At 48.5% G+C, this 22692-nt stretch carries 24 protein-coding genes; 19 read left to right on the forward strand and 5 right to left on the reverse strand.

What is annotated here, in order from left to right:
* Positions 1-9: 9 nt before the first annotated feature.
* From fliG to fliR, 17 genes are all read left to right on the forward strand, one after another.
* The gene (gene fliG / locus DDZ15_RS15725; protein ID WP_109648081.1) at positions 10-1071 is read left to right on the forward strand and encodes a flagellar motor switch protein FliG; all 1062 of its coding nucleotides are present in this window, start codon (positions 10-12) and stop codon (positions 1069-1071) included.
* 14 nt (positions 1072-1085) lie between these two features.
* On the forward strand, positions 1086-1763 hold the full coding sequence (locus tag DDZ15_RS15730; protein ID WP_109648082.1) for a FliH/SctL family protein: 678 nt from the start codon (positions 1086-1088) through the stop codon (positions 1761-1763).
* A gap of 24 nt (positions 1764-1787) precedes the next feature.
* On the forward strand, positions 1788-3164 hold the full coding sequence (fliI, locus tag DDZ15_RS15735; protein WP_109648083.1) for a flagellar protein export ATPase FliI: 1377 nt from the start codon (positions 1788-1790) through the stop codon (positions 3162-3164).
* A complete protein-coding gene (locus tag DDZ15_RS15740) occupies positions 3161-3604 on the forward strand; it encodes a flagellar export protein FliJ (protein ID WP_109648084.1) in 444 nt (147 codons plus the stop codon). Before fliI ends, DDZ15_RS15740 begins: the two co-directional genes overlap by 4 nt.
* Positions 3595-4146: a hypothetical protein gene (locus DDZ15_RS15745; RefSeq protein WP_109648085.1), complete on the forward strand. Its 552-nt coding sequence runs from the start codon at positions 3595-3597 to the stop codon at positions 4144-4146. Before DDZ15_RS15740 ends, DDZ15_RS15745 begins: the two co-directional genes overlap by 10 nt.
* The gene (locus DDZ15_RS15750) at positions 4143-5627 is read left to right on the forward strand and encodes a hypothetical protein (RefSeq protein ID WP_109648086.1); all 1485 of its coding nucleotides are present in this window, start codon (positions 4143-4145) and stop codon (positions 5625-5627) included. Before DDZ15_RS15745 ends, DDZ15_RS15750 begins: the two co-directional genes overlap by 4 nt.
* A 30-nt stretch (positions 5628-5657) precedes the next feature.
* Positions 5658-6329 (forward strand): flagellar hook assembly protein FlgD, encoded by a 672-nt coding sequence (locus tag DDZ15_RS15755; protein WP_109648087.1) that lies wholly within the window; start codon positions 5658-5660, stop codon positions 6327-6329.
* 163 nt (positions 6330-6492) lie between these two features.
* A complete protein-coding gene (gene flgF, locus DDZ15_RS15760; protein ID WP_109648088.1) occupies positions 6493-8109 on the forward strand; it encodes a flagellar basal-body rod protein FlgF in 1617 nt (538 codons plus the stop codon).
* Between the two features lie 220 nt (positions 8110-8329).
* Positions 8330-9181, forward strand: coding sequence for a motility protein A (locus tag DDZ15_RS15765; RefSeq protein ID WP_109648089.1), 852 nt, complete (start codon positions 8330-8332; stop codon positions 9179-9181).
* On the forward strand, positions 9145-9855 hold the full coding sequence (locus DDZ15_RS15770) for an OmpA/MotB family protein (protein WP_109648090.1): 711 nt from the start codon (positions 9145-9147) through the stop codon (positions 9853-9855). Before DDZ15_RS15765 ends, DDZ15_RS15770 begins: the two co-directional genes overlap by 37 nt.
* Positions 9856-9886: 31 nt before the next feature.
* Positions 9887-10384: a flagellar basal body-associated FliL family protein gene (locus tag DDZ15_RS15775; protein WP_109648091.1), complete on the forward strand. Its 498-nt coding sequence runs from the start codon at positions 9887-9889 to the stop codon at positions 10382-10384.
* A 24-nt stretch (positions 10385-10408) separates the two neighbouring features.
* Complete coding sequence (locus DDZ15_RS15780) at positions 10409-11356, forward strand: flagellar motor switch protein FliM (RefSeq protein ID WP_109648092.1); 948 nt, start codon at positions 10409-10411, stop codon at positions 11354-11356.
* A gap of 18 nt (positions 11357-11374) precedes the next feature.
* A complete protein-coding gene (gene fliN / locus DDZ15_RS15785; protein ID WP_109648093.1) occupies positions 11375-12328 on the forward strand; it encodes a flagellar motor switch protein FliN in 954 nt (317 codons plus the stop codon).
* Between the two features lies 1 nt (position 12329).
* Positions 12330-13013 carry a flagellar biosynthetic protein FliO gene (locus tag DDZ15_RS15790; protein WP_109648094.1) on the forward strand — a complete coding sequence of 228 codons (684 nt, stop codon included), beginning with the start codon at positions 12330-12332 and terminating at the stop codon, positions 13011-13013.
* A gap of 9 nt (positions 13014-13022) precedes the next feature.
* Positions 13023-13817, forward strand: coding sequence for a flagellar type III secretion system pore protein FliP (gene fliP / locus DDZ15_RS15795; RefSeq protein ID WP_109648095.1), 795 nt, complete (start codon positions 13023-13025; stop codon positions 13815-13817).
* A 12-nt stretch (positions 13818-13829) separates the two neighbouring features.
* Positions 13830-14099 carry a flagellar biosynthesis protein FliQ gene (gene fliQ / locus DDZ15_RS15800; RefSeq protein ID WP_109648096.1) on the forward strand — a complete coding sequence of 90 codons (270 nt, stop codon included), beginning with the start codon at positions 13830-13832 and terminating at the stop codon, positions 14097-14099.
* A 19-nt stretch (positions 14100-14118) separates the two neighbouring features.
* Positions 14119-14907, forward strand: coding sequence for a flagellar biosynthetic protein FliR (gene fliR, locus DDZ15_RS15805; RefSeq protein WP_109648097.1), 789 nt, complete (start codon positions 14119-14121; stop codon positions 14905-14907).
* Between the two features lie 137 nt (positions 14908-15044).
* On the opposite strand, the gene DDZ15_RS15810 is transcribed toward fliR, so the two are convergent.
* The 5 genes from DDZ15_RS15810 to flhB all read right to left on the reverse strand — a co-directional run bounded on the left by DDZ15_RS15810 (position 15045) and on the right by flhB (position 20827).
* Positions 15045-15806: a sigma-70 family RNA polymerase sigma factor gene (locus DDZ15_RS15810; protein ID WP_109648098.1), complete on the reverse strand. Its 762-nt coding sequence runs from the start codon at positions 15804-15806 to the stop codon at positions 15045-15047.
* 86 nt (positions 15807-15892) lie between these two features.
* On the reverse strand, positions 15893-16108 hold the full coding sequence (locus DDZ15_RS15815; RefSeq protein ID WP_109648099.1) for a hypothetical protein: 216 nt from the start codon (positions 16106-16108) through the stop codon (positions 15893-15895).
* Between the two features lie 45 nt (positions 16109-16153).
* A complete protein-coding gene (locus tag DDZ15_RS15820; protein WP_109648100.1) occupies positions 16154-17647 on the reverse strand; it encodes a hypothetical protein in 1494 nt (497 codons plus the stop codon).
* Positions 17644-19755 (reverse strand): flagellar biosynthesis protein FlhA, encoded by a 2112-nt coding sequence (gene flhA, locus DDZ15_RS15825; protein ID WP_109648101.1) that lies wholly within the window; start codon positions 19753-19755, stop codon positions 17644-17646. The genes DDZ15_RS15820 and flhA overlap by 4 nt, the downstream gene beginning before the upstream one ends.
* Positions 19745-20827, reverse strand: coding sequence for a flagellar biosynthesis protein FlhB (gene flhB / locus DDZ15_RS15830; RefSeq protein WP_109648102.1), 1083 nt, complete (start codon positions 20825-20827; stop codon positions 19745-19747). Before flhB ends, flhA begins: the two co-directional genes overlap by 11 nt.
* 292 nt (positions 20828-21119) lie before the next feature.
* Between flhB and DDZ15_RS15835 the strand changes: the two genes are divergently transcribed.
* Both DDZ15_RS15835 and flgG read left to right on the forward strand, forming a co-directional pair.
* A complete protein-coding gene (locus tag DDZ15_RS15835; protein ID WP_158278746.1) occupies positions 21120-21857 on the forward strand; it encodes a flagellar hook-basal body protein in 738 nt (245 codons plus the stop codon).
* Between the two features lie 23 nt (positions 21858-21880).
* Positions 21881-22678 (forward strand): flagellar basal-body rod protein FlgG, encoded by a 798-nt coding sequence (flgG, locus tag DDZ15_RS15840; RefSeq protein WP_109648104.1) that lies wholly within the window; start codon positions 21881-21883, stop codon positions 22676-22678.
* Positions 22679-22692: the final 14 nt, after the last annotated feature.

The raw sequence follows: 22692 nt of genomic DNA on the forward strand, positions 1-22692 counted from the left end.
CCTGAACGGATGATGGAACAACAGGAACAAAGACAAGCTATGGCACAGGGCGATACCCCGGTCATTAAAAAACCGGGTAACCTTAACGGTATTGAGAAAGCGGCTGTACTGCTGATATCACTTGGGGTTGAAAAAGCGTCCAAAATTCTGAAGCAGTTGCGCGATGCTGAAGTAGAGCAAATAACACGCGCAATCTCGGATTTGCGAAATGTCAGTTCCGAGGTTGTGAACGCCGTTCAGGAAGAATATCACGACTTGTTAAGTCAGAAAAAATTTCTGGTGGAAGGAGGCAATGATATCGCCAAAAACCTGCTGGTTGAAGCGAAAGGACAGCAGGAGGCAGACGAGATGCTTCGGAAACTTGATGCAAAATCGGGCAGTGACGCTTTCAATATTATTCAGAATGCAGAAATAAAAAACATTGTCCATTTCATGGAAAGCGAGCATCCGCAAATTGCGGCGGTGATACTGGCTCACCTCAAGGTTAGCAAAGCTGCTGACATACTGGCTAAACTTTCGCCGGATTTTCGTTCTGAGGTGGCAATGCGCATGGCAAGGCTAGGAAACATTTCGGCTGAAGTAATTGATGAACTGTCGTTGGTAATTAAAGACCAGCTGAGTGAGTACACGGATTTCAGCAATATCAGTAAGGGATCGGGAGCTGTGGCGGGCATTCTGAATGAAACGGATATGTCGACCGAGCGTGAGATTCTGGAGAGTATAGAAAAGGTGGATCCGCAGCTCGCAAAAGAGATCAAGGAGCAGATGTTCATGTTCGAGGATATTCTGGAACTGGAAGACCGCACCATGCAGGATATTGTTGCCAAGATCAATAAACAAGACCTGATGATGGCCCTGAAAGGTGTGGAACCCGATATGAAGGAGAAGTTTGTCTCGAATATGTCGACCCGTGCGCGGGAGATCCTGGAGGAGGACCTGGAAGCATCGGGACCCGCCCATATCAAACAGGTGGAAGAGGCCCGCCAGAATATCTTAAAGACCATTAAGCAGCTCGACCTGGAAGGCAAAATTTCCATCAAGAAGAAAGATGAAGAGATGTTTGTCGAATAAAAAATGACAATAGAATGAACCTGCAAGCACCAATGAAAATCAATTACGAAGCACTTTTTAACAGTCACAGCGCGGCAGCAAGATACAGGAAGGCCGCCGGAGATGATGCACAGGATGAGTCGGCACCGCATGAGGTGTTCACCGGCCCTCAGGTGGAGGAGATTCTCCAGGCTGAACGGGAACGTCTGGAGAAAAAGTGGGACAAGGAGCGGGCTCAGACCGAAAAGGCCGCTTTTGAAAGAGGGCAGGCAGAAGGATACGAGCAGGCATCGCAAGAGTTCAGAGCATCTATTGCAGTGATAACAGAAGCTCTCGGAGAAGCAGAAACAGGCCTCCAGCGCATGCTTGAAGAGATTAAGCCGCATATTGCTTCAGTGGCCTTCGACCTGGCTGAAAAAATACTGGACCTTCCGATTGAAAATGAAGAAGTGAAAAACCGGGTTGCCGGAGCTGTTGAAAAGATAATTGATGAGCTTTCAACCCATACGGAGGTGGTAATCCATGTTTCACAAAGTGACTACGATCGTGTGAGCGAGATGCTGAAGGAAAAAGAATCAGACCACATTCAACTGAAGTCCGGATCGGATCTGAATCCTGGAGAGTACAGGATAGACACTCCCAGTGAACAGATTGCCCGTGAATTTAAACATACCCTGGCAAGCTTCAGGGAAACCTTTTCGCTGAACCTTTAACAGGGAAAATAAAACGTATCAAACATGTTTCTGTTAACCTACATCAATGAAATATCATCCCGGCTTGACGACCTGGATCCGACCGAACGGCGCTACGGGAAGGTGTCATCCGTGATCGGTACCGTTATTGAAGCAACCGGGCTGGATGCATCAGTGGGTGAACTGCATGTGATCCATACGGCAGGCGGATCTAAAATTGAGGCGGAGGTTGTGGGTATCAGGGATAATAAATCACTATTGATGCCTCTCGACCGGGTGGAAGGGATCAAGAGCGGCTGCCTTGTGGAACCCAAGTCAGGTGCCATGTCCATTCGTGTCTCCGAACATCTGCTTGGAAGGGTGATCGATGCAAACGGAAACCCGATAGACAGCCTGGGGCCGGTTGAAAAACCGGAGCATGTGCCTGTGCATAACGGACCGCCCGGACCCATGGAACGGAAAGCGATCGACACTCCACTGATTACGGGGATTCGTGCGATTGATGGTTTTACAACACTGGGCAGGGGCCAGAGAATCGGCATTTTTGCAGGATCGGGTGTGGGTAAAAGTACACTCATGGGGATGATTGCAAAAGAGTCGGATGCAGATGTAAATGTAATTGCGCTGATAGGTGAGCGTGGCCGCGAGGTAAAAGAGTTTATTGATGAAATACTTGGCCCTGAAGGACTGAGACGATCTGTTGTTGTTGCCACTACATCAGATAAAGCAGCGATGAGCCGTGTAAAAGCAGCGTTTACCGCATCGGCAGTTGCCGAATACTTTCGCGACCGTGGCAAGAATGTACTGCTGATGATGGATTCGGTAACACGTGTAGCCATGGCGCAGCGTGAGATCGGGCTGGCCTCCGGCGAACCGCCCACAACCAAAGGATATACTCCAAGCGTGTTTGCCATGCTGCCGCAGCTTCTGGAACGAGCCGGATCAACGGAGAAAGGGAGTATAACCGGTCTCTATACTGTACTGGTGGATAACGATGATATGAATGAACCCATAGCGGATGCCGTACGGTCGATTCTTGACGGACATATTGTGCTCTCCAGGAAACTGGCTCACAAAAACCACTATCCGGCAATCGATGTTCTGTCGAGTATCTCCAGGATCATGAACCAGATCGTGCCCGCCGAAAAGACAGAAATTTCCCAAAAAGCCAGAGAACTGCTTGCTGTATATGCAGAGGCTGAAGACCTGATCAATATCGGAGCATACTCGAAAGGATCGAATCCTAAAATTGATGAAGCCATCGGAAAAATAGATGAGCTCAATGCATTCCTGAAACAGGGCAGCGGCGGTTACAATCCTGAAACCCTTTGGAACAACCTCGGGAAACTGGTTGCGGATAAGAAAAAGAGTGAAGACGGTAAAAATATACCCGGAAGGAATCCGGGTGAGGTGAACGCATGAGTTTCAAATTCAGACTTGAATCGGTATTGACTCTTCGCAGGCACGAGGAAAAGATGGCAAAACAGAAGCTTGCTGGTATGCTGAGTGAGCTCTCTGTAATAAAAATTGAGTACCAGCTGAAAAAAGACCGCATGAAAGGACGCGATATTTCTGGAGCGGGAAACCGGACTAAGCAACCGATTGAGAAAGCCTTTGGAAACCACCTGCTGATCAGCAGTCAGGAATTGAGACATATGAAAATGCGAATTCAGCAGCATGAAGAGGCTGTAGAGCGTCAGAGGAATCTTGTAGTAGAGACAAACAGAAATGTTAAGATCATCAATAATTTGAAAAAGAAAGCCCTGGTAGAGCATCTCAACGAGCAGAATCGTCGGGAACAGATACACCAGAATGAAATCGCAACGCAGATGTATGTGAAACAGACAACATCATGGATATAAAAAAAATCGCACTATACGCAGGCGGCTTCATTGCGTCGTTCGTGGTTATGATAGCTCTGATCTACTTTTTGTACCCCTATATCGATTCAGAAAGGGTTGCGGAAGTGAAGGAACAGATCGAAATGCAGGTTAAAGAGCCGACAGCTTCGCCGAACGTCAGCCCGGCGCAGACGGGTACATCTTCAACCCAGGGATCGTCTTCTGTGCGGGAACGCATGGAAGCTCTGGCTGCGGCTGAAAGGCAGAAAAGGGAGTATGAGGCAACCATTGATTCTCTGAAAAGTGAAATGGAAAGAATGGCGGAAGAGTACCGGGTAAGCCTGGAAAACCAGGCAGCGGGTGTGGCAGATGAAGAAGTGGAGAATACAACAAAAACCCTTCTCAACCTGGATGAAGAGACTCTGGCACCGATTGCCAACCGGCTCGATCACTCTGAATTAATGAAACTGTATCGCGCGGCAAGCAATATGCAGAGAGAGAAACTGCTGAGTGCACTGGAGCCGGAAAAGGCTTCCGAAATTTTAAAGGAGGCACTTTTATGATTGAATACATCCAGAATACCGCCCAAAAACCTGCAGCAAACGGAGCCCGTAAGCCGGAGGGCGGAAACGAAACGAACCTCCATTCAATCGGTATGACTGAGGAGGAGGGCTCATTTGCCGGAACACTGATGTCGGTAATCCGGCGCTTTACCGGGTTCCGCTCAGGTTCCGGGGAAACCCTGTCAACTTCTGAATCGGGAGGCAATACAGAGGCAGAAGCGGACGCAGCGCTTGATCAACAGAATGCTGCCCCTCTGAACCTGCCAAATGAACTGAAACTGTTGAGCAGTGAAAGCCCTGAAAACAGCCATATGATATCACCATTGGAACCTAAGAAAGACCAAGCGTCACCGGCCGGAGTGCTTTCTGCGTCTGATACAGCAGATTTGAGCGGTGCGATGGAGAGCAGCAAGGTAGTGCAAGAAGTCAATTCGGTTTTCAGTGAGCAGACGCAAGATCCGATGACAACTGCGGGAGCGCGGTCTCAAGTTTCAATAGCTCTTGAAGAGGCAGCCCGGGCATTTACCGGAATTCAAATTGCAGATAGCGCTGAATTGAAGAGCCCGGATGTGCAGAATAAAGCGTTCGCGTTTACCGGCAGAGCAGTACAGCCTGCCGCCGGAGTTCATTTGTACACATCAAATGCTCCTTTAAGTACATCCGAGTCAGTAAAAACAATCAGCACTGTACTAAAAGGGGGCTTTAAGGATCAAAAAAGTGAACCGTCCCCTAATCAGTCCATATCCCCGACTCAATATGGAACTGAAAAAGTTGGTGATGAGATCACCCCGGTAAAGGAGACGGAAAGGGCGGTGCAGAGTTTAGTTGCGAGACGTACTGAAGCATTTCAGCCGGTACAGGAGAACGGCCCTGTTCTACAGAATTCAAAGACCGTAACTCCTGACATTTTCAAGGAGGTTGCAAAGGCAGCCGGGATAAATACTGGTGAATTGCAGCGTACTGCGGATACCAGGACGGTTGAACAGGGTTTCGAAACCATCTTGTCGACGACCAGACCGGAGATGTCGCAGCGCAGTGAAGCGGATGTTCAGCTTGTTCGAAAAATACAGCAGGTAGTTAAACAGGAGATTCAGCCGAACCTGAACGCCGACAAAGCCTGGAAACTTCACAACTTTTCACTCCATGACGGGTCACGGGTTCAGCTTGCATTCCGTCAGCTGGAGGGTGTACTGCAGCTTCAGCTCTCATCCGTCAATCAGGACCTCAACCGGCTGATACAGATGAACGTACAGGAAATCCGCGACTATCTGCAAAATGAGATGGGCCTGGATATTGATCTCCAGTTCGATGAAAACAGATTTTCAAGCGGAGAGGAAATGAACAATGATGAATCCTCAGGCTCAGGGAACACACAGGCCGGTTCCTCTGAAAACAGGCCATCTTCACGCGTTTTTGCGGAGGAGGCCGTAGCGGGCAGAGCCAGATTTTTTGGATTTAATGACAATGAATGGACTGCCTGATTCACCCCAATAAATCAAACACAATACACTATGGAACTTTCAGGAATACAAGGAGCAGCTTCACCCCTTCAAAGCGGTATTAACGGCAAGGGCAATGCAGCATTGGGAAAAGATGAATTTTTAAAGCTGCTGATTACTCAGCTTCAGTATCAGGATCCGCTGAATCCTATGGAAGGTACAGAGTTCGCTACCCAGCTTGCACAGTTCAACTCGGTCGAACAACTGATTAACCTGAATGATGGGGTTAATGGTTTGGCAAACGCTCAGAATATTATGAGTTCAGGATTGAACAACTCACTCGCGTCCAGCCTGACAGGCAAAACTGCTCGGGTTTTGAGCAATACGGTTCACAGTGACGGAAAGTCTGAACAGGTTATTCACCTGAGACTGCAGGATCTTGCAGCCGAAACGGAGATCACCATTCGGGATGCAAACGGAAAAACGATTCGTACGGAAACGCTCAGCAACCTGGGCCGGGGCGATCACTCCTGGACGTGGGATGGAAAAAGCGATTCGGGCGTACGGGCTCCTGAGGGTGATTATACCATAGAGGTGGCAGCAACGAATGGCGATGATACGGTAAATACACTCACATTTATCGAAGGGCTGGTGGAAAAAGTGCGATTCACGTCACAGGGAGTAGAACTTCTCGTAAATGGCGTGCGCCTTCCCCTCGGGGATGTAGAGGAGATCGGTGTCTGACTTTCATTCTTCGCAGTGCCTGATCAAAACATGTATAACAATCAAACATAACACACATAAAAAACAATAATAACAACAGGTAAACGGCTCCCATATTACGGAACGGGGCATACCGGCAGCCGGATACAACGTCTGAGACTGCAAAACAAAACGAGGAACTACTATGTCATTAATGAAATCTCTTAATTCAGGAATCAGCGGTCTGCGTGCATTTCAGACCAAAATGGATGTTATTGGCAATAACATCGCCAATGTGGATACGATCGGCTTCAAGTCGTCGAGGATTACATTCTCGGAAATGCTTAGCCAGCAGATCAGCTCAGGCCAGGGGTCATCATCTTCACCACAGGCCGGAGCTCAGGTCGGACTGGGTGTTCGAATATCCGCAATTGAGCGCGATTTTAACCAGGGCGGTTTGCAAACAACCGGTCGCAGAACCGATGTTGCAATTGAAGGCAACGGCTTTTTCATGGTAAATGAGGGGGACCAGCCTTTCCTTACGCGTGCAGGTAATTTTGCATTCAATAAAGACGGTTTTCTGGTTGATCAGTCAGGCAGAAGCGTTCAGGGCTTTAATGCGGACCCGCAGGGCAATATCATTGCTGGCGGTGCAACGGAAGATGTACGAATTGATTTTGAAAATATTCTGCCGCCGCAATCCACTCAAAATGTATACGTAGCAGGTAATCTGAACGCTGATACCAGCCTGTCGAAAATTATTCAGTCTCAGACAGCCTTTACCACTGCGGGCGGTGCCGTGGCAAACGGGACCACTCTGATCAACGATCTGAGCCAGACGACAGCAGCATTCGCACCCGGCGATACCATCGACTTTGAGGTAACATTGAATGACGGCAGCGCGGCTGTTGTAAGCCATACCATCGCAGGCGGCGACACACTCGATGACCTTGTAGCATCTCTCAATGCCGGTCTGGCGGGTGAGGGATCCGTAACACTCGTTGACGGCATCATGGTGCTTCGGTCTGACGTGGTTGGCGAAAGCGATCTGGCTGTTGGTGAGGTTACCACAACCGGAACCGGAGATATTCGCTCAACCGGATTTCAGGTAACCCAGAACGGCGTGACGGGCAGTAAAACCGTCAGCACAACAGTTTATGATGAGCTGGGCAGGGCACACACACTGGTTGTGAACCTAACCCATGAGGGAGAAAACCAGTGGAGCTATGAAGCCAGTTTTCTGGATGGACAGGAAGTGCTCTCCGGGGGAAGCGGTGTCCTGGAATTTGATGAAACAGGCAACCTCGTTTCCGACAACAGCTTTGGAATTGAGTTTGATCCCGGCGACGGCGCAAATCCTGTTACGTTCAGCCTGAGCCTTGGTAACCCCGAAACGGGCTCAGCAGTTACCCAGTATGCAGGGTCCTCTTCCGCCAAGGTTACATCACAGGATGGCTACGGTGAAGGACGCCTTGTCGATTTCAGTATTGACGGTGACGGAAATGTGAACGGTGTTTACAGCAACGGACGAAATGTAACGCTTGCTCAGCTTGCTATAGCAACCGTGGCCAACAACAACGGACTTGAAACGGTTGGCGGAGGCATGTTCCGAAATACGCTGGCTTCAGGCGAAATTACCATCAACACAGCCGCAGACATGGCTTCTACAAGCATGGCAGCCGGTGTGCTTGAAGGGTCAAACGTAGACCTGGCGCGTGAATTTACAGATATGATTACCGCACAGAGAGCATATCAGTCAAACGCAAGGATCATCACAACAGCTGATGAACTGCTTACGGAGGCTGTAAATCTGAAGAGATAAAGAGAGAGGCTAACCCATAAAACACTGCAATACCACACACACATAACCTGAATGGGAGCCGGTTTCTGCCGGCTCCCATTTTTTAATCTGCAAGGCCGGAGAAAAAGCCATTTAAAAAGAGGAAAAGTCTTAAGAAAAGCAGGTGCTATTCCGATAAAGTAGTAGATACGTAGAAAACCTAAGTAGTGAGTAAACTGTGGATAAATCGACTTTATTTGGAATGATAGCAGCTTTTTTGCTGGTATTAAGCGCAATCGTTTTTCAGGGTGACCTGGGCCTGTTTATCAGTGTTTCATCATTCCTGATCGTAATTGGCGGTGTACTGAGTGTAACAGTTGTGAACTACAGCCTGGGTGAGCTCAAGAATGCATGGGTAAGCCTTTTTGAAAATCTGAAAAACAGTGAGATCGATCTGCGTACAGATATAGAACTGATGAACATGTTCGCCAGGAAAGTACGCCGCGAAGGAATGCTTGCCGTGGAAGAGGATATTCAGAACATTGAGGATTCTTTTTTGAGAAATGGCTTCATGTTTGTGCTCGACGGTATGCAAAAAGATACGCTGAATTCAATACTGAATGATCAGCTCGAAAATACCGAACGAACCATGGAAAAAAGCGTCCGCATTCTGGCTTCCATGGCCGATTACTCACCCGCTTTTGGGATGATCGGTACGGTGATAGGCCTCATTCTGATGCTTCAGAATATTCAGGATCCGGAATCGCTCGGGATAGGGCTTGCCATTGCGCTGCTTACCACACTCTACGGTACTATTTTTGCGAATATGATTTTTCTGCCGCTTTCAGGAAAGCTGGACAATTTGTCCGAAAAGCACATAACCAAGCGGCAGATGTACAAGGCTGCCATCATATCGATCGTGGATGAGGAAAATCCTCGGATTATGGAAAACAAGATGCTCAATTTTCTTCCTCCATCGGAGAGGGCAGAATATATGGCGTACTTCGACAAGAATTCGTTTGATAAAAACCGTGAAGAGAAGATTTACGAAAAATGGAAAAATTATCAGAATAAATCATGGCAAAATCTGGTGGCGGATCTGGCAACTGGCTGATGACTTATGCCGATTTCATCACATTGATGATGATCTTCTTCATCGTGCTGTACACGTTTACGCCCGGTGTTGAAAAAAATAAGTTCACGGCAATTATTGGTGCTTTTCAGGGCAACAGGGGGGTTCTGCAGTATGAATCCAATTTCAGCGATGAAATACTTCAGATCGACCTCCAGAGAGCCAAGAACTGGGAAAAATTTTATGAAACGGTAATGGATGAGAACCTGGGTGAAACCGTGCAGATTGAATTGCTGCCGGACGGTGTTAAAATTACCCTTGGTGAAGCCGCGCTCTTTGAGACTTTTTCAACTGCCCTGCGGCCTGAATCCGAAATGATTCTCAGGGAGGTGGTTATGGGACTGGAAAAATATGAGGAGGAAAATGTACGAATCATCGAAATACATGGCCATACAGACAATCGGCCCGTTCGCGCTTCGGGTAATCGCAAATATACGTCGAACTGGGAACTTGGAGCCGGCCGTTCCATATCCGTTATGAACTATCTCCGGGATAATTCAAGTGTTGATCCCGGGCAGTTTATCATTACAAGTTTTGCCGAACACAGGCCGATGGCTCCCAATAATTCAGCAGAAAATATGCAGAAAAACCGAAGGGTCGAGGTGCTGATCCGATACGAGTCGGTTAAGCTGGAAGCCGGCAACGAGACTCAGTAACGTTTATAAACCAAATAAAAGACGTCAGCTCATGGAAAATAACGAACAGGAACATATCGAAGAGACAAGTGAGGAGAAACAGGCTGAGAAAGGTAAAAAAGGAGCCGGGTTCGGAAAAATTTTCCTGTTTGCCATTGTATTGATCCTCCAGGGAGCGGGGGCTTATGCCATAGTGCAAAAAACGTATCCTGACATTTACAATTACCTGAATTCATTCAGCTCCTCGGGCGGATATTATTTTGAGATGGACAATATTATAATCAACCCAAAGAACTCTAACGGCCAAAGATATCTTATTGTTTCGCTTGCATTTGAGTTTGATAAAAGCAGCGATGTTGCACAGGCCGAAAAGATGAAAGTGGAAATTGTTGACCGTGTGAATTTGCTCATGATCCAAAAAACCACGGACGAATTAAGCAGCCTTGAGAAGCGGGATGCGATAAAAAATGAGTTGATTACAGCAATGAATGACCTGCTTGGGAAGAGTGCGGTACGAAATTTGTTCTTTACAAAATACGTGATTCAGTAATGAACAAATTCCGACAACCCACATATGAACCAAACCGTCAATCAGACACCCGCTGAGCAGAACGAACGTTACGGGCAGATTCGCGCCTACGATTTCAGGCAGCCAAAGCTGATCAGTAAAGAAGTGATGCGGCTGATGAAGGGTATTCACGAACCGTACCTTCGTCATATTAAAAGAATGTATTCGAACCTGCTGGGTGAACCGGTAGAGGTATCTCTGACCGGTACCCGACAGGTAAATTATTCTGCTTATCTGAGTGAAATTCAACAACCCTCCGCACTCTACACATTTAATATTGAGGAACTGGGCGACTGGGCTGTACTCGAACTGGATCCATCGTTCTGTATTTATTGTGTGGAACTGCAAAGCGGCGGCTATGGTGAAATGCCGGCCGAAGCCCGGACGCTTACACGGGTAGAGGAGATCATTATAAACAGGCTTGTTGGCAAAATGCTCAGGGAACTGAGCCATATCTGGTCGTCATATCTGCCTTTTTCTATTCAGCATCACGTTTATGAGCCAAAGCCGGATAGCATCCGGTCCATTTCCGCTCATTCGATAGGTATACTGATGCACTTCAGCGTCGAATTCGGAGATCAGAAACGTTCCTTTTCTATCTGTTACCCGAATTCTCTTATCGAGAGCAAAGGAATGAAGGAGATCACTCACATTGAAGATGCCCCTTCTACTCATAAGGCCCACCCGGGAGACCAAAAACTTCTTGAAGAAGATTTGAAAAGAGTTGAAGTAGATCTAAAAGTTCTGCTGGGAACAACCAGCATGTCGCTCCGGCAGCTCATCAGCCTTACGAAGGGCGACACACTGATGCTGAATCAGCCAATTGAAGAACCCCTGAAAATCCGTGTGGGCAATCAGATTAAAATGACAGGCTATCCCGGCTCTATGAACGGCAAACGCGCCGTTAAGATATTCAACATTGTAAAAAACGGAATGCATTCACTTGATTTTTAACTGCAAACAGACAAAACCATGAGCGATCATAATTGGAATAAGACAATCAAAAATTTAAAAACTTCACTTAACACTATTCTAAAGCAGCTTTCCGGAAAGGCCGCTGCTGCCGAACCGGGTGAGGTGACAGAAGGGGATGAGAAAAAAACATCCAAATTTCTTGAAAACGCGGTACTCTTTAAATGTATTGAAGAGAGATTTCAGATAGAAGTAGTTCTGGGTTTCAGGGGCGACTGGAGCTTTCTGGACTCGGACGGTACGCAGGAGCTGACTCACCCTGAGAGAAGTCTGGCCAATCTATTGTCTGACTTTACGGGCGAGCTTTGCAGCCGCCTGGGTGCGGATCTGAAGCTGGGCGCATTCAGTGAGGTGGATCCGGACTCATCCAATAGTTTGCTGAACCTTCAGCAGTACAACATGGCAGCCTGGAAAATTAAACCGGGTGAAGAGAGCGAAAGTGCTGAATTGCTTCTGGCGTTCTCTTCTCCCGATGAAAAGGCAGCAGAGACTTTTCAGAAAATAACAGAGGATGCACCAGAACCCGATACGCCAGGCTTCGTTCAGCTCGCAGAAGAAACGGCTTCATCGCTCTTTGCAGGAGCAGGTCAGGGTACACAGGCTGCTTCAGGCGGAATTCGTTCTTCTTCGGATGGCAATAACGTAGAGTTTGAACCCTTTGACAAATCGGCAAACATCAAAAATTTCCGCGAGATCCGGAATATTGATCTTCTCAAGGATGTGGAAATGGAAATATCCGTGGAACTTGGAAGAAAAAAGGTGCCGCTCGGTAAAATACTTCAGCTCGTCAAAGGCTCGGTGATTGAACTTGAAAAACTGGCCGGAGAACCGGTCGATCTGCTTGTAAACGGCCGTTGCATTGCACAAGGAGAAGTTGTTGTGATTGATGAACATTTCGGAATGCGGATTTCAAATCTGCTTGCCGCTCACGACAGCATGAAAATGGGCGCCTGATATGATGATTGACTGGGATTCATTTAAAAAACAGGTAAAAAGCCGGCCTCAGAAAACCCTGCGCTTTGTGGGCGGCCTGGCCATCACGCTAACCGGACTATGGATACTTGTTCTGGTGCAGGCCGGTTCTGACAAGTCGGAGCCGTATGTGTCGGGCCAGACGTATTTAAGTACTCTCCATGCAGATTCGACTGCCGTGACAGAAATAACAGGTACAGCAGCCGACTCTACTGAGGCCTTGTCAGCAGCTGAATTGGCGAAGGAGCAGGCAAGTCAACGCACCACGTTTGCCCGGAACCGATCGAATGAGGCGTCATCACTTCCGGTTATGCCGATCTTACTATCCATAGGCGTTATCGGAGGCGGAATATGGCTCTGGTCAAAGATCAGACGTGAAAAAGGTATGAAACCCGGTCGTGTAAACAGTAAGGAAAAAGGGACGTTGATACTGCTTGACGAACTCCATTTGGGAGAGGAACATACCTTGCAGGCGGTGTCGGCCGGAAGCAAGGTTTTGCTGATAGGCTGCTTTGAGGGTGGAATGGAGGTACTTGAAAAAGTTAATGCAGATGAGTGGAGCAGTACCGGGCATGATGACCAAAAGAGTGATTCGGCAACCGGATCAAACGCATTTGCAGGCATGCTGAAGCAGGTGGCCGGCGTAAAACCTGAAGCTGTTAACTGAGAAAGACCAATGAAAAACAAGGAATCCCATCTTTTTGTAAGCCGCCTGCTGAAAGTGGCAGGGGTGATGATGCTAACCGTAATGCTGATGGGTATTATCCCGGATTCAGTAACGGCACAGCAGGCGCAATCGGCTCAGGGCAGCGGTGTAAATATCAATATCGGGGGTGAGGTGGAGGACTTTTCTCTTGCGATTCAGGCCCTGATTCTGATTACCGTTCTCTCCTTTGGTCCGGCCATCGTTACCATGATGACCAGTTTTACGCGTCTGGTGGTGGTCTTCTTCTTCCTGAGGATGGGTTTGGGAACTCAGCAATCACCGCCGAACCAGGTGCTGCTGGGGCTGGCACTGTTCATCACCATTTTTATCATGGCCTCCACCTTTAACCGGATTAACGACGAGGCGATACAGCCATACATTGGCGAAGAAATTTCGCAGACCGAAGCACTGACCATTGCATCGGTTCCGCTCAAGCAGTTTATGGTGAATCAGACGCGCGAAAAAGACCTCCTTATGTTTATGGACCTGGGAGGTATCGACCCGGTTGCTTCACTGGAAGAGCTGCCGCTCTATGTGGTCGTTCCATCCTATATCATCAGTGAGCTGCGAATTGCTTTTCAGATTGGTTTTTTGATCTATCTGCCCTTTATGGTGATCGACCTGGTTGTCGCCTCCATTCTGCTGTCGATGGGTATCATGTTCTTGCCTCCGGTGCTTGTCTCGCTGCCTTTTAAAATACTTGTGTTTGTACTGAGCGACGGCTGGTATTTGCTGGTTGAATCGCTGATACGAAGCTTTAATTAAACACGAATAGAAATGAATACGGAAACGGGATTATTCTGGCTCCAGGAAGCGCTCAAGGCGATGGTGGTACTATCCGGGCCGGTTTTGATCGGTGCACTGGTGGTGGGCCTGGCAATTGCCATTTTTCAGGCAGTAACAACCATACAGGAGATGACTCTTTCGTATGTGCCCAAAATGCTGGCCGTCGTCATCATCCTCTTCCTCTTTCTGGGCTTTATGCTGCAGTACGCTATCGATTTCATGGAACAGATCTTTTCATTCATAGCCCAGATCAACAGCTGATGACAAGAGGCATGAGCATATGACTGAATTGTTTACCGTAGAATATATCCTGACGGCTTTTCTGATCTTTGTGCGGGTGGGCGCACTTATGGCTACTGCCCCATTTTTCAGTAACGGATCGATACCCGTTCAGGTAAAGGTTTTCTTTTCGCTCATACTGTCGGTGATGCTTTTCCCGCTTATACCGGTTGAAGGAATGGCTATTCCAACAGACGCTGGCATGCTTGACGTATTGGTGGCCATAATCAAGGAGCTTTTAGTAGGTGTCGTGATGGGGCTGACGGGTCAGATCCTGTTTGCCGCACTTCAGATAGGGGGAGAGCTGATGAGCCTGAATATCGGCCTCACCTTTGCAAGCGTTGTCGACCCTGTGAATTCGACCCATCAATCCATAATAGGGCAGCTATTTGTACTTCTGGGTACCTTCGTGTTCATCAGTTCGGGGGGCGATGCCTATTACATTTTTGCGCTTGCTCACAGTTATGAGGTGGTACCGGTGGGAACCGTCCAGGCCGCAGCCGCTGCGCCGCTGTTTATTGAAATGGCAACCCGGCTTTTTCTGCTGGGCGTTCAGATCTCAGCGCCGTTCATGGTGGTTTTATTTCTGATGGACCTCAGCTTTGCCATCTTCGGACGTATCATGCCAAGAGCCAATATCTTTTTCATTGCCCTTCCGCTGAAAGCCGGTGTGGGGTTTCTTCTGCTTCTCATCGTGCTGCCTTTTGCCCCGACTGCATTCGAACGGATTTTTGCGGATATCTGGATGTATCTGGATCGTATACTGCTGCTGATGGGCGGCGGGAATTAATGGGAGAAGAGGGGAAAAGAGTTGAACCGAAAAATTTGGTTTAAAAGGTTGATTTTCTAAAAGAGTGAAAACACCTTCATCTGTTCATCTGTTCATCTGTTCATCTGTTCATCTGTTCATCTGTTCATCTGTTCTTCCTACGCTTCCACAGAGTAATTGCTTAGTGAACCTTTCAGGGTAATCAAAAGCTTACCAACGATTTGAGAGATGCGCGCTTCGGAAAGGCCAAGCAGCATGGCAATTTCATTTAAAGTAAGATCTTCGTAGTAGTAGAGTGCCAGTATCAGGCGTTCGCGCTCCTTCAGTTTGGAAATGGCATCCTTGATATGTTCGGAGTTGTCCTCTTTTTCAATGGCCGCATCCGGCTGTTCCGAATCGCGGTCGGCAATGCTGTCGCTCAGCTGAAGGTCGGGTGTATCGGACGATGCAGGCTGGTCAAGAGAAAGGACCGCGCGAAGCTGCACATTTCCAAGAAGTGACTGGTACTGCTCCATGCTGATATCCAGCTCTTCGGCCACCTCATCGTCATCCGGTTCGCGGCCCAGTTCCTGCTGAAGGCGTGAGATCACCCCCTGTGCCTTGCCATACAGTGTACGGTCGCCCCGCGGAAGCTGATCAATGGAGCGAAGATAGTCGATTACGCTTCCCCGTATACGGTAATAGGCAAATGTGTTAAAGCGGATCTCTTTGTCACAGTTGTACTTTTCAAGCGCCTGAAGCAAACCCATTATGCCCGCACTCTCAAGATCTTCCTGCTGGGAAAGAACCGTATCCGGATTTCGGATTTTCCCTACAATACTGCGAACCAGGGGCAGCGCTTCGGTGATGATTGCTTCACGCAATGCATTGGTCGGTTCGCTGCAGTACGCATCGACAAGTTCCTGTAAAGAGAGATCCATCAGATAAAAAAGGTTTGTATATGAGTTTGGTTTAAGACGTCATATGTCCCGGCAGAACTACTGACTATCACAAACCTTATCCCGGATCATTGTGCCTGTGCCGATGGTTTGGTGTTGGCATCGTGCCGGTTTTCCGGAGCCTCACGTATAATATCTATAAGCAATACAGAGATTCGCGTAAGGATAATCAGAATTGCAAAGACAGCAAAACTTTTCAGCATGGCTCCGTCGATTGAAGAACCGGAACCGACTAAAAATATAAAAACAAGCAGTGAAATGATCGTATAGATTTGTACTAACATAATTACGGTATTTTAGGGTGATGATTAATGGGTTTGAAGGTCTGTTTATCCGGCAATTTTATTTAAAGCAGAAATAGTGCTGTCCGTCTTCAGAAGGCTTGTGGCTGGCTTGCTGAAAAGTGCATCAGCTGCAGCATCAGAGTGCGTTAAATGATGCAGATACCCGAAGGGGCACTGCAGTGAATCTCTGTAGGCGGCCAGATTGCCCAAAGAGCCGCGTGCAGCTCCAAAGTGGGTTAGCGAGATAAAATCGGGGGTAAACGGATGCTCCGAGGGCAACACCCCGCAAACGGCTTCCGGATTCTGAATAGAGTGAGCCAGCAGATGATGCTTTACAGAGTGGCGCTCACCCAGTATCCGGTTCATATGATCCCATCGTTCTGAAATCTCATCATGGTCCATATGTAAAGGAATAGCTGAGGCCAGAATTGTTTCATTCTTATGCCGCGATTCTAATAACCGCTCCCAGTCACGATGGCTCACAACGGTTTCGGTTTCAATTTTATGAAATGTGAGCATCTCCATCATCATAAGTCCTTGTTCATCCAGGTCAAACCGGCTTGAAAAGAGCAGCGCAACTCGCGTTTTGACGCCCCGGCGCTTATTGTGCTGAAGAACAGCCCGCATCATTGGAATGGGGTCGGTTCCTTCAAAACAGCTGAACAGATGAAAAGGGTGATCATCATGCATGGATCGGGGTGTAAAAAATGAATCAATCTTGTCGAAAAGATGAGATTTAATCTCTGAAGAATCGAGTTCCTCCCTGGTAAATGCGGGTCTTCCGGAAGTCTGCTCAGCCCAAGCATCCAGCAGAGAGGCTGGAAAACCGCACTGGCGAAGATGCCGGTACCAGGTTTCGTTACTGAAGCCTGTGGAAGAGGCCGGATGCAGTTCCAGAATCAGTTTTTCCAGATAGCTTACCTTTCGGGATAATGCCCCCATCTGAGCTCCGGCAGTTGCCCGGGGAGGAGATGGCCGGCGATAGTGCTGCCTGAATTCAGTCGCTTCCTTTCTCTTCTCGTCTGTGACTATATCTGTTTCCTTGGTGAGACCGGAAACGGTATCGGTACTGATATTTGCAGGAGCCGACAGTTCAGGCATGTCGGGGCTTGCACCCGTACCAGAACGCCCGGCGGAACTGCGCTCAAAGGTAACACCCTGCACAGAACGGGCCCCTGTTCTGTTTTTCAATGCAGACTCAGTCCCGTCGGTCTTTGATGCGGAGGCAGCATCAGAACGCAGTGTCTTAAGGGTTTCTGTGCTGCTGGCTACCAGATTTCCAAATTGCTTTAGGAAAGGTTCAAAAAATGTTCCGGCCTGCTGTGAATCGTGTTTAGCGGAGGGCTCATTCATCCCTGACGCATGGGTTTTCTCCTGCCGTCTATGTTCTGTCTCTTTTTGGATCCCCACCGTTACCTGCGCAGGGGATCTGCCGCTTGCCTCGCGGCTTTCCAGAATAATGAAATGGCTTCCGTACTCGTCAACAGCTTTTTTACGGGCCTCGATAAGGGTGGGTGCTTTGAATGTTCGTAATATCATGTCAATGCGGGTTCATGTTGAGATTCATGTTCCTGGGATAGTTCAATAGCACCAAACTTGTGAATTTGGGTATCGATTGTGAGGTCGTTATATGATAGCACAACCACATCAGGGATAACGGAAACCAGGAAGTCATACAGTGCCGGCCTCAAAACTGGCGATGTGAGAATAATGGGCTTGTGGCCGGTTGCGCTCATTTTGTCGCAAACACGGGTAGCCGACATATACAATTTCTCCACGGTTTCGGGGGTAAAGCCAAGTGTGCCCGGATGCAGATTGCCTTGTTGCGCCTGACTGATCAGATGGCCCTCAAGGCTGCTTTCCAAAACGGCCGTCGTTACGGAATTCTCTCCATCGCGGTATGTACGCGTAATGGTTTCGGCAAGGGCCGCGCGAACGTACTCCGTCAATACATCGGGATTCTGTGTTTTTGAATGATAATCTGCTACCGTTTCAAGAATCGTATTCATATCTCGGATGGGGATGCCCTCCTTCAGAAGTCGCTTCAGGATCTTCTGAAGCTCACCGTAGCTCATTTTGTTTGGAACCAGCTCTTCAACCACTGCCGGAGCACTCTCCTTCAGGTTATCTACAAGTGTTTTCACCATCTGACGGTCGAGCAGCTTGTCTGCATTCCGTTTGATGACTTCTATCATGTGGGTTGTGATCACCGCACCCGCCTTGATAATCGATAGCCCGTACTTTTCAGCCTCTGCACGGTTTGAATTGCTTACCCAGACCGCATCCATACCGTAGGCGGGGTCTTTGGTTTTAACTCCTTTTATATCGGCCTGTAAATTTTCGGGAAGCAGTACCAGGTGGTATTCGGGGAGCAGCTCTCCCTCACCCTGCAGAATACCGCGCATCTTTATGGTGTAGTGATTGGATTTGAGCTGCACATTATCCCGAATACGGATGGGAGGTACCAGCATTCCCAGCTCAATGGCCATCTGTTTGCGAAGCGACGACATCCGGTCAAGAAGGTCACCGCCCTGATCAGGATCCACCAGCGGAATCAGGCTATAGCCAATTTCCAGTTCAAGTGTATCCATCAGCAGGTATTGTTCCACTTTTTCCTCCGGTTGTCCGTCCTGGTCAATTTTTTCCTGTTCCTCGATGATCTCCAGTTCATCGCGCCGGCTCTTTTTATTGGCATGATAAAAGAGACCGCCGGCGAAAATCATGAATGGGATAAACGGCATGCCGGGGATAAGGCCCATGATCAGAATAAATACTGCGGCCAGTGAAATTACTTTGGGATTACCGAAAAGTTGTGTGGTGATTTCAAAACTGAGGCTCCCTTCTGATGCGGCCCTCGTTACGATGATTCCGGACCCGGTGGAAATCAGAAGTGCGGGTATCTGGCTCACAAGCCCGTCACCCACCGTTAAAAGCGTGTACTGAGCAGCGGCATCACCTATCGGCATGCCCTGCTGTACCGATCCAACAATGAGACCGCCAATGATATTAATAAAGGTAATCAGCAGGCCTGCAATTACGTCACCGCGAACAAATTTGCTGGCACCGTCCATCGCACCGTAAAAGTCGCTCTCCCGGGCAATCTCCTCGCGCCTTGCCTTGGCTTCGTCATCTGAAATCAGTCCGGCGCTCAGATCTGCATCAATGGCCATCTGTTTTCCGGGCATCGCATCAAGTGTAAACCGGGCGGAAACCTCAGCTATCCGCGAAGCACCTTTCGTAATCACCACGAAATTGATAATGATAAGAACGGCGAAAATAATAATTCCGATTACAAAATTACCCTGAACCACAAAGCTGCCAAATGCCTCGATCAGATTTCCGGCATACCCCTCGCTCAGTATCAGCCGGGTGGAAGCCACGTTGAGTGAAAGGCGGAATAGCGTCAGTATAAGCAGCATGCCGGGGAAAACGGCGAACTGCAGCGGTTTCAGTGTGTAGAACGCCACCAGCAGTACAATAATGGAGAGGGAGATATTCATTGCCAGGAAAAAATCGAGCAGAACAGCCGGAATAGGCATGATCATCACAAGGAGGATCATAATCACGCTTGAGGCGACAAGAATATCAGAACGGTTCATCAGAAATGATGACCATCCGCCCTGGGTTGTATCAGACTTAATTTCCATAAGCTCCTTCGTTCTCTTTCAGGCGATATACATACGCCAGTATTTCTGCGATAATTTGAAAGTGTTCTTCGGGTACGGTTTCTCCTTCCCCGGTTGTGGCATAGAGGGCCCGGGCAACGGGCGGGTTCTCCATAATGGGCACATTGTATTCACGGGCGAACTCCCGTATGCGCAGAGCCCGCTTTCGAACCCCTTTTACCCGTACAACCGGTGCAGAAGAGCGTTCTGGGTCGTAGCTCAATGCAACCGAATAATGCGTGGGGTTTGTAATGACAACATCTGAGGCAAGCACAGCGTGATCGAGCCTCTTTCGCCGGGAAAATCCAAGTGCCTGCTCCTTACGTTTGCCTTTTAAATGGGGATCTCCTTCCGCCTGCTTAAACTCGTCTTTCACCTCCTGACGAGTCATTCTAAGATCCCTTTGATGCTTAAAGCGTGTGTAAATGGAGTCTGCAATTGCCAGAATGATCAATGCTGAAAGAATCCGGGTGAACATCAGCAGAATCAGTCGGCCGGTGTCGATCAGTGTGGATGTTACCGGCATCACCATCATGGATTTGAAAAGATCGACTTCGTCTTTCAGGGTTACGTAGATGATAATTCCAACAATGGCAATTTTACTGAGCCCTTTTACCAGCTCAGCTATTCCCTGGATGGAGAATATCTTTTTAAATCCCTGAATCGGGCTTATTCTGTTTCCTTTCGGCTCCAGTACTTTGGGAGCATACACAATTCCGGTTTGGCCAACATTTGCCAGAATGGCCACAGAGGTGAGCACTACAAGCATGGGAAACATAATCGTGAATCCCGTACGGAGTGTATCCGAAAGTACCACGATTGCGTTATCCCGGTTTTCCAAAGGCTGATCCAGGTTAAGGTACAGATGCCTGAACAGTTCCCTGAACTGATCGTACATCCAATCGCCATAGCTAACCATAATAACTACGGCACCCAGCATCAGCAGGGCGGAAGCCACTTCCTGGCTCTTGGGTACATTCCCCTCCTCACGGGCTTTTTTAAGCCGTGTTGGCGTGGGCTCTTCTGTTTTATTTTGTTTGTCACTTTCGGCCATGCCCTTTATACATCAAAAAGAGTACCACAAAGAATATCGGCCTTTAAAGCTGCTCAGCATCTCTGTTTCAACCCCAGAAACCAAAAAACTTTCCTTTCAGCGGTAAATATTTCCGCAAACGGCCAGAGAAGGGTCCCACCCTTGGAGTAATGCAAAGAAATGTTGAAAAAACGGGATAAAGGCCCTTCAGAGGGTATTTTTGCTGGTTATGGAATGTGGAAGAGAACCGGACAACGGGAAGGTGGCACGGCTTTTGAGACGTATTGGGCAAACGACATTCAAACCGATACCTATGATTGACCGACTTGCACATTCAATGATGGCACTCCAAAGGCTTATGAAAGCCCAGGAAGTAACGGCAAATAATCTTGCCAATATGGATACTCCCGGCTTCAAGGCAGATAAGCTCTACTTCCACTCGGTGCTTCAGAAACAGGGAAACCGGATGGTACAAAGCGTGGTGCCCGGCCAGTCTGTGGACATGACACAGGGTCATTTCGAGTCCACAGGCAATCCTTTTGATATGGCAATAGAAGGCGACGGATTTCTGAAAGTGGAACTTGATGGTGTAGAGTTGCTCACCAGAAACGGCCGGTTCAGGCAGGATGACAATGGATTTTTGGTAAATGAGCAGGGGGCCAGGCTCATGGGTTCCAACGGACCCATAAGCGTACCCCTGATGCAGGATACTGCAACGGCGGAAAGCGAAGTGCAGCTGGAAATATCATCCAACGGCCGGATTCTGTTTAACGGTACAGAGTACGACAGGATCCGGCTGTATGCCGCCGAGAAACCGGAAGCACTGGAGCGTCACTCAACGGGGTACTTTTTTGCACCACCCGAAGCTGGCCTGGCACCCGATAATGAATCGACGCTGATGCAGGGCTATTACGAGGCGGGCAATGTGAATCCACTCAACGAAATGGTGGATATGATGAGCAATGCAAGCCTGTTTGAATCCCAGCAGCGTGCCCTTACTACCACGGATGAGCTGCTCTCAAAAGCAACCAGCACACTCGGACGATTTTAATTTGAACGGATAATCAACATGCTATGCCAACACGAGCACTAAGTACAGCCGCACTCGGGATGAGTGCCCAGCAGAAAAAAGTAGATAACATTGCCAATAACCTGGCAAACGTAAATACAACCGGCTTCAAGCGAAGCAGTATCGCTTTTCAGGATCTGTTTTATCAGAATATTGAAGTGTCGAAGCGGGGGCATTCCGAAAACGAACCGGGACGTTCAGTGGCGCGACTTCAGATGGGCCATGGTGCAAAACCCGTGGCTACCGTCCGGAACTTTTCGCAGGGATCACTGATGGAGACTTCAAATCCACTCAATATTGCAATTAACGGCTCGGGTTTTTTGCAGGTCGAAATGCCTGACGGATCCATAGCCTATACACGCGATGGCAACCTGGGGCTCGATTCATCGGGCAGGGTTGTGACACAATCGGGCCTTCCGCTGGCCGATTTCATTGAGGTGCCCGAAAACGTTCAGGGAATTAACATCTCTAAAGAGGGCCTGGTTACGGCCACTCTGAGCGGCGACGGCGGAATCGTAGATCTTGGGCAGATTGAGCTTGCCAAATTTGTAAACACCTCCGGTTTATCGGCCATGGGCGATAACCTTTACTCCAGAACCGAAGCATCGGGTCTTCCCATATTTGGCCTGCCGGCCTCCGAAGGTTTTGGAGGCCTTGAACAGGGGTTTCTGGAACAGTCGAACGTGGACATTGTGTCTGAGATGGTAAACCTGATTCAGGCACAGAGAGCCTATGAAACCAATTCCAAGATGGTGCAAACCACCGAGGATCTGATGGCCCTCACCAATTCAATCAAACGTTAATTGAATCCCGGAAG

Origin of the sequence: Rhodohalobacter mucosus (genome assembly GCF_003150675.1) — a bacterium.
GTDB classification, from domain to species: domain Bacteria; phylum Bacteroidota; class Rhodothermia; order Balneolales; family Balneolaceae; genus Rhodohalobacter; species Rhodohalobacter mucosus.

Bases quoted from the DNA above. Each gene is read 5' to 3' on its own strand.
- fliG (WP_109648081.1), top strand. From the start codon at position 10: ATGATGGAACAACAGGAACAAAGACAAGCTATGGCACAGGGCGATACC.
- DDZ15_RS15730 (WP_109648082.1), top strand. From the start codon at position 1,086: ATGAACCTGCAAGCACCAATGAAAATCAATTACGAAGCACTTTTTAAC.
- fliI (WP_109648083.1), top strand. From the start codon at position 1,788: ATGTTTCTGTTAACCTACATCAATGAAATATCATCCCGGCTTGACGAC.
- DDZ15_RS15740 (WP_109648084.1), top strand. From the start codon at position 3,161: ATGAGTTTCAAATTCAGACTTGAATCGGTATTGACTCTTCGCAGGCAC.
- DDZ15_RS15745 (WP_109648085.1), top strand. From the start codon at position 3,595: ATGGATATAAAAAAAATCGCACTATACGCAGGCGGCTTCATTGCGTCG.
- DDZ15_RS15750 (WP_109648086.1), top strand. From the start codon at position 4,143: ATGATTGAATACATCCAGAATACCGCCCAAAAACCTGCAGCAAACGGA.
- DDZ15_RS15755 (WP_109648087.1), top strand. From the start codon at position 5,658: ATGGAACTTTCAGGAATACAAGGAGCAGCTTCACCCCTTCAAAGCGGT.
- flgF (WP_109648088.1), top strand. From the start codon at position 6,493: ATGTCATTAATGAAATCTCTTAATTCAGGAATCAGCGGTCTGCGTGCA.
- DDZ15_RS15765 (WP_109648089.1), top strand. From the start codon at position 8,330: ATGATAGCAGCTTTTTTGCTGGTATTAAGCGCAATCGTTTTTCAGGGT.
- DDZ15_RS15770 (WP_109648090.1), top strand. From the start codon at position 9,145: ATGGCAAAATCTGGTGGCGGATCTGGCAACTGGCTGATGACTTATGCC.
- DDZ15_RS15775 (WP_109648091.1), top strand. From the start codon at position 9,887: ATGGAAAATAACGAACAGGAACATATCGAAGAGACAAGTGAGGAGAAA.
- DDZ15_RS15780 (WP_109648092.1), top strand. From the start codon at position 10,409: ATGAACCAAACCGTCAATCAGACACCCGCTGAGCAGAACGAACGTTAC.
- fliN (WP_109648093.1), top strand. From the start codon at position 11,375: ATGAGCGATCATAATTGGAATAAGACAATCAAAAATTTAAAAACTTCA.
- DDZ15_RS15790 (WP_109648094.1), top strand. From the start codon at position 12,330: ATGATGATTGACTGGGATTCATTTAAAAAACAGGTAAAAAGCCGGCCT.
- fliP (WP_109648095.1), top strand. From the start codon at position 13,023: ATGAAAAACAAGGAATCCCATCTTTTTGTAAGCCGCCTGCTGAAAGTG.
- fliQ (WP_109648096.1), top strand. From the start codon at position 13,830: ATGAATACGGAAACGGGATTATTCTGGCTCCAGGAAGCGCTCAAGGCG.
- fliR (WP_109648097.1), top strand. From the start codon at position 14,119: ATGACTGAATTGTTTACCGTAGAATATATCCTGACGGCTTTTCTGATC.
- DDZ15_RS15810 (WP_109648098.1), bottom strand. From the start codon at position 15,806: ATGGATCTCTCTTTACAGGAACTTGTCGATGCGTACTGCAGCGAACCG.
- DDZ15_RS15815 (WP_109648099.1), bottom strand. From the start codon at position 16,108: ATGTTAGTACAAATCTATACGATCATTTCACTGCTTGTTTTTATATTT.
- DDZ15_RS15820 (WP_109648100.1), bottom strand. From the start codon at position 17,647: ATGATATTACGAACATTCAAAGCACCCACCCTTATCGAGGCCCGTAAA.
- flhA (WP_109648101.1), bottom strand. From the start codon at position 19,755: ATGGAAATTAAGTCTGATACAACCCAGGGCGGATGGTCATCATTTCTG.
- flhB (WP_109648102.1), bottom strand. From the start codon at position 20,827: ATGGCCGAAAGTGACAAACAAAATAAAACAGAAGAGCCCACGCCAACA.
- DDZ15_RS15835 (WP_158278746.1), top strand. From the start codon at position 21,120: ATGATTGACCGACTTGCACATTCAATGATGGCACTCCAAAGGCTTATG.
- flgG (WP_109648104.1), top strand. From the start codon at position 21,881: ATGCCAACACGAGCACTAAGTACAGCCGCACTCGGGATGAGTGCCCAG.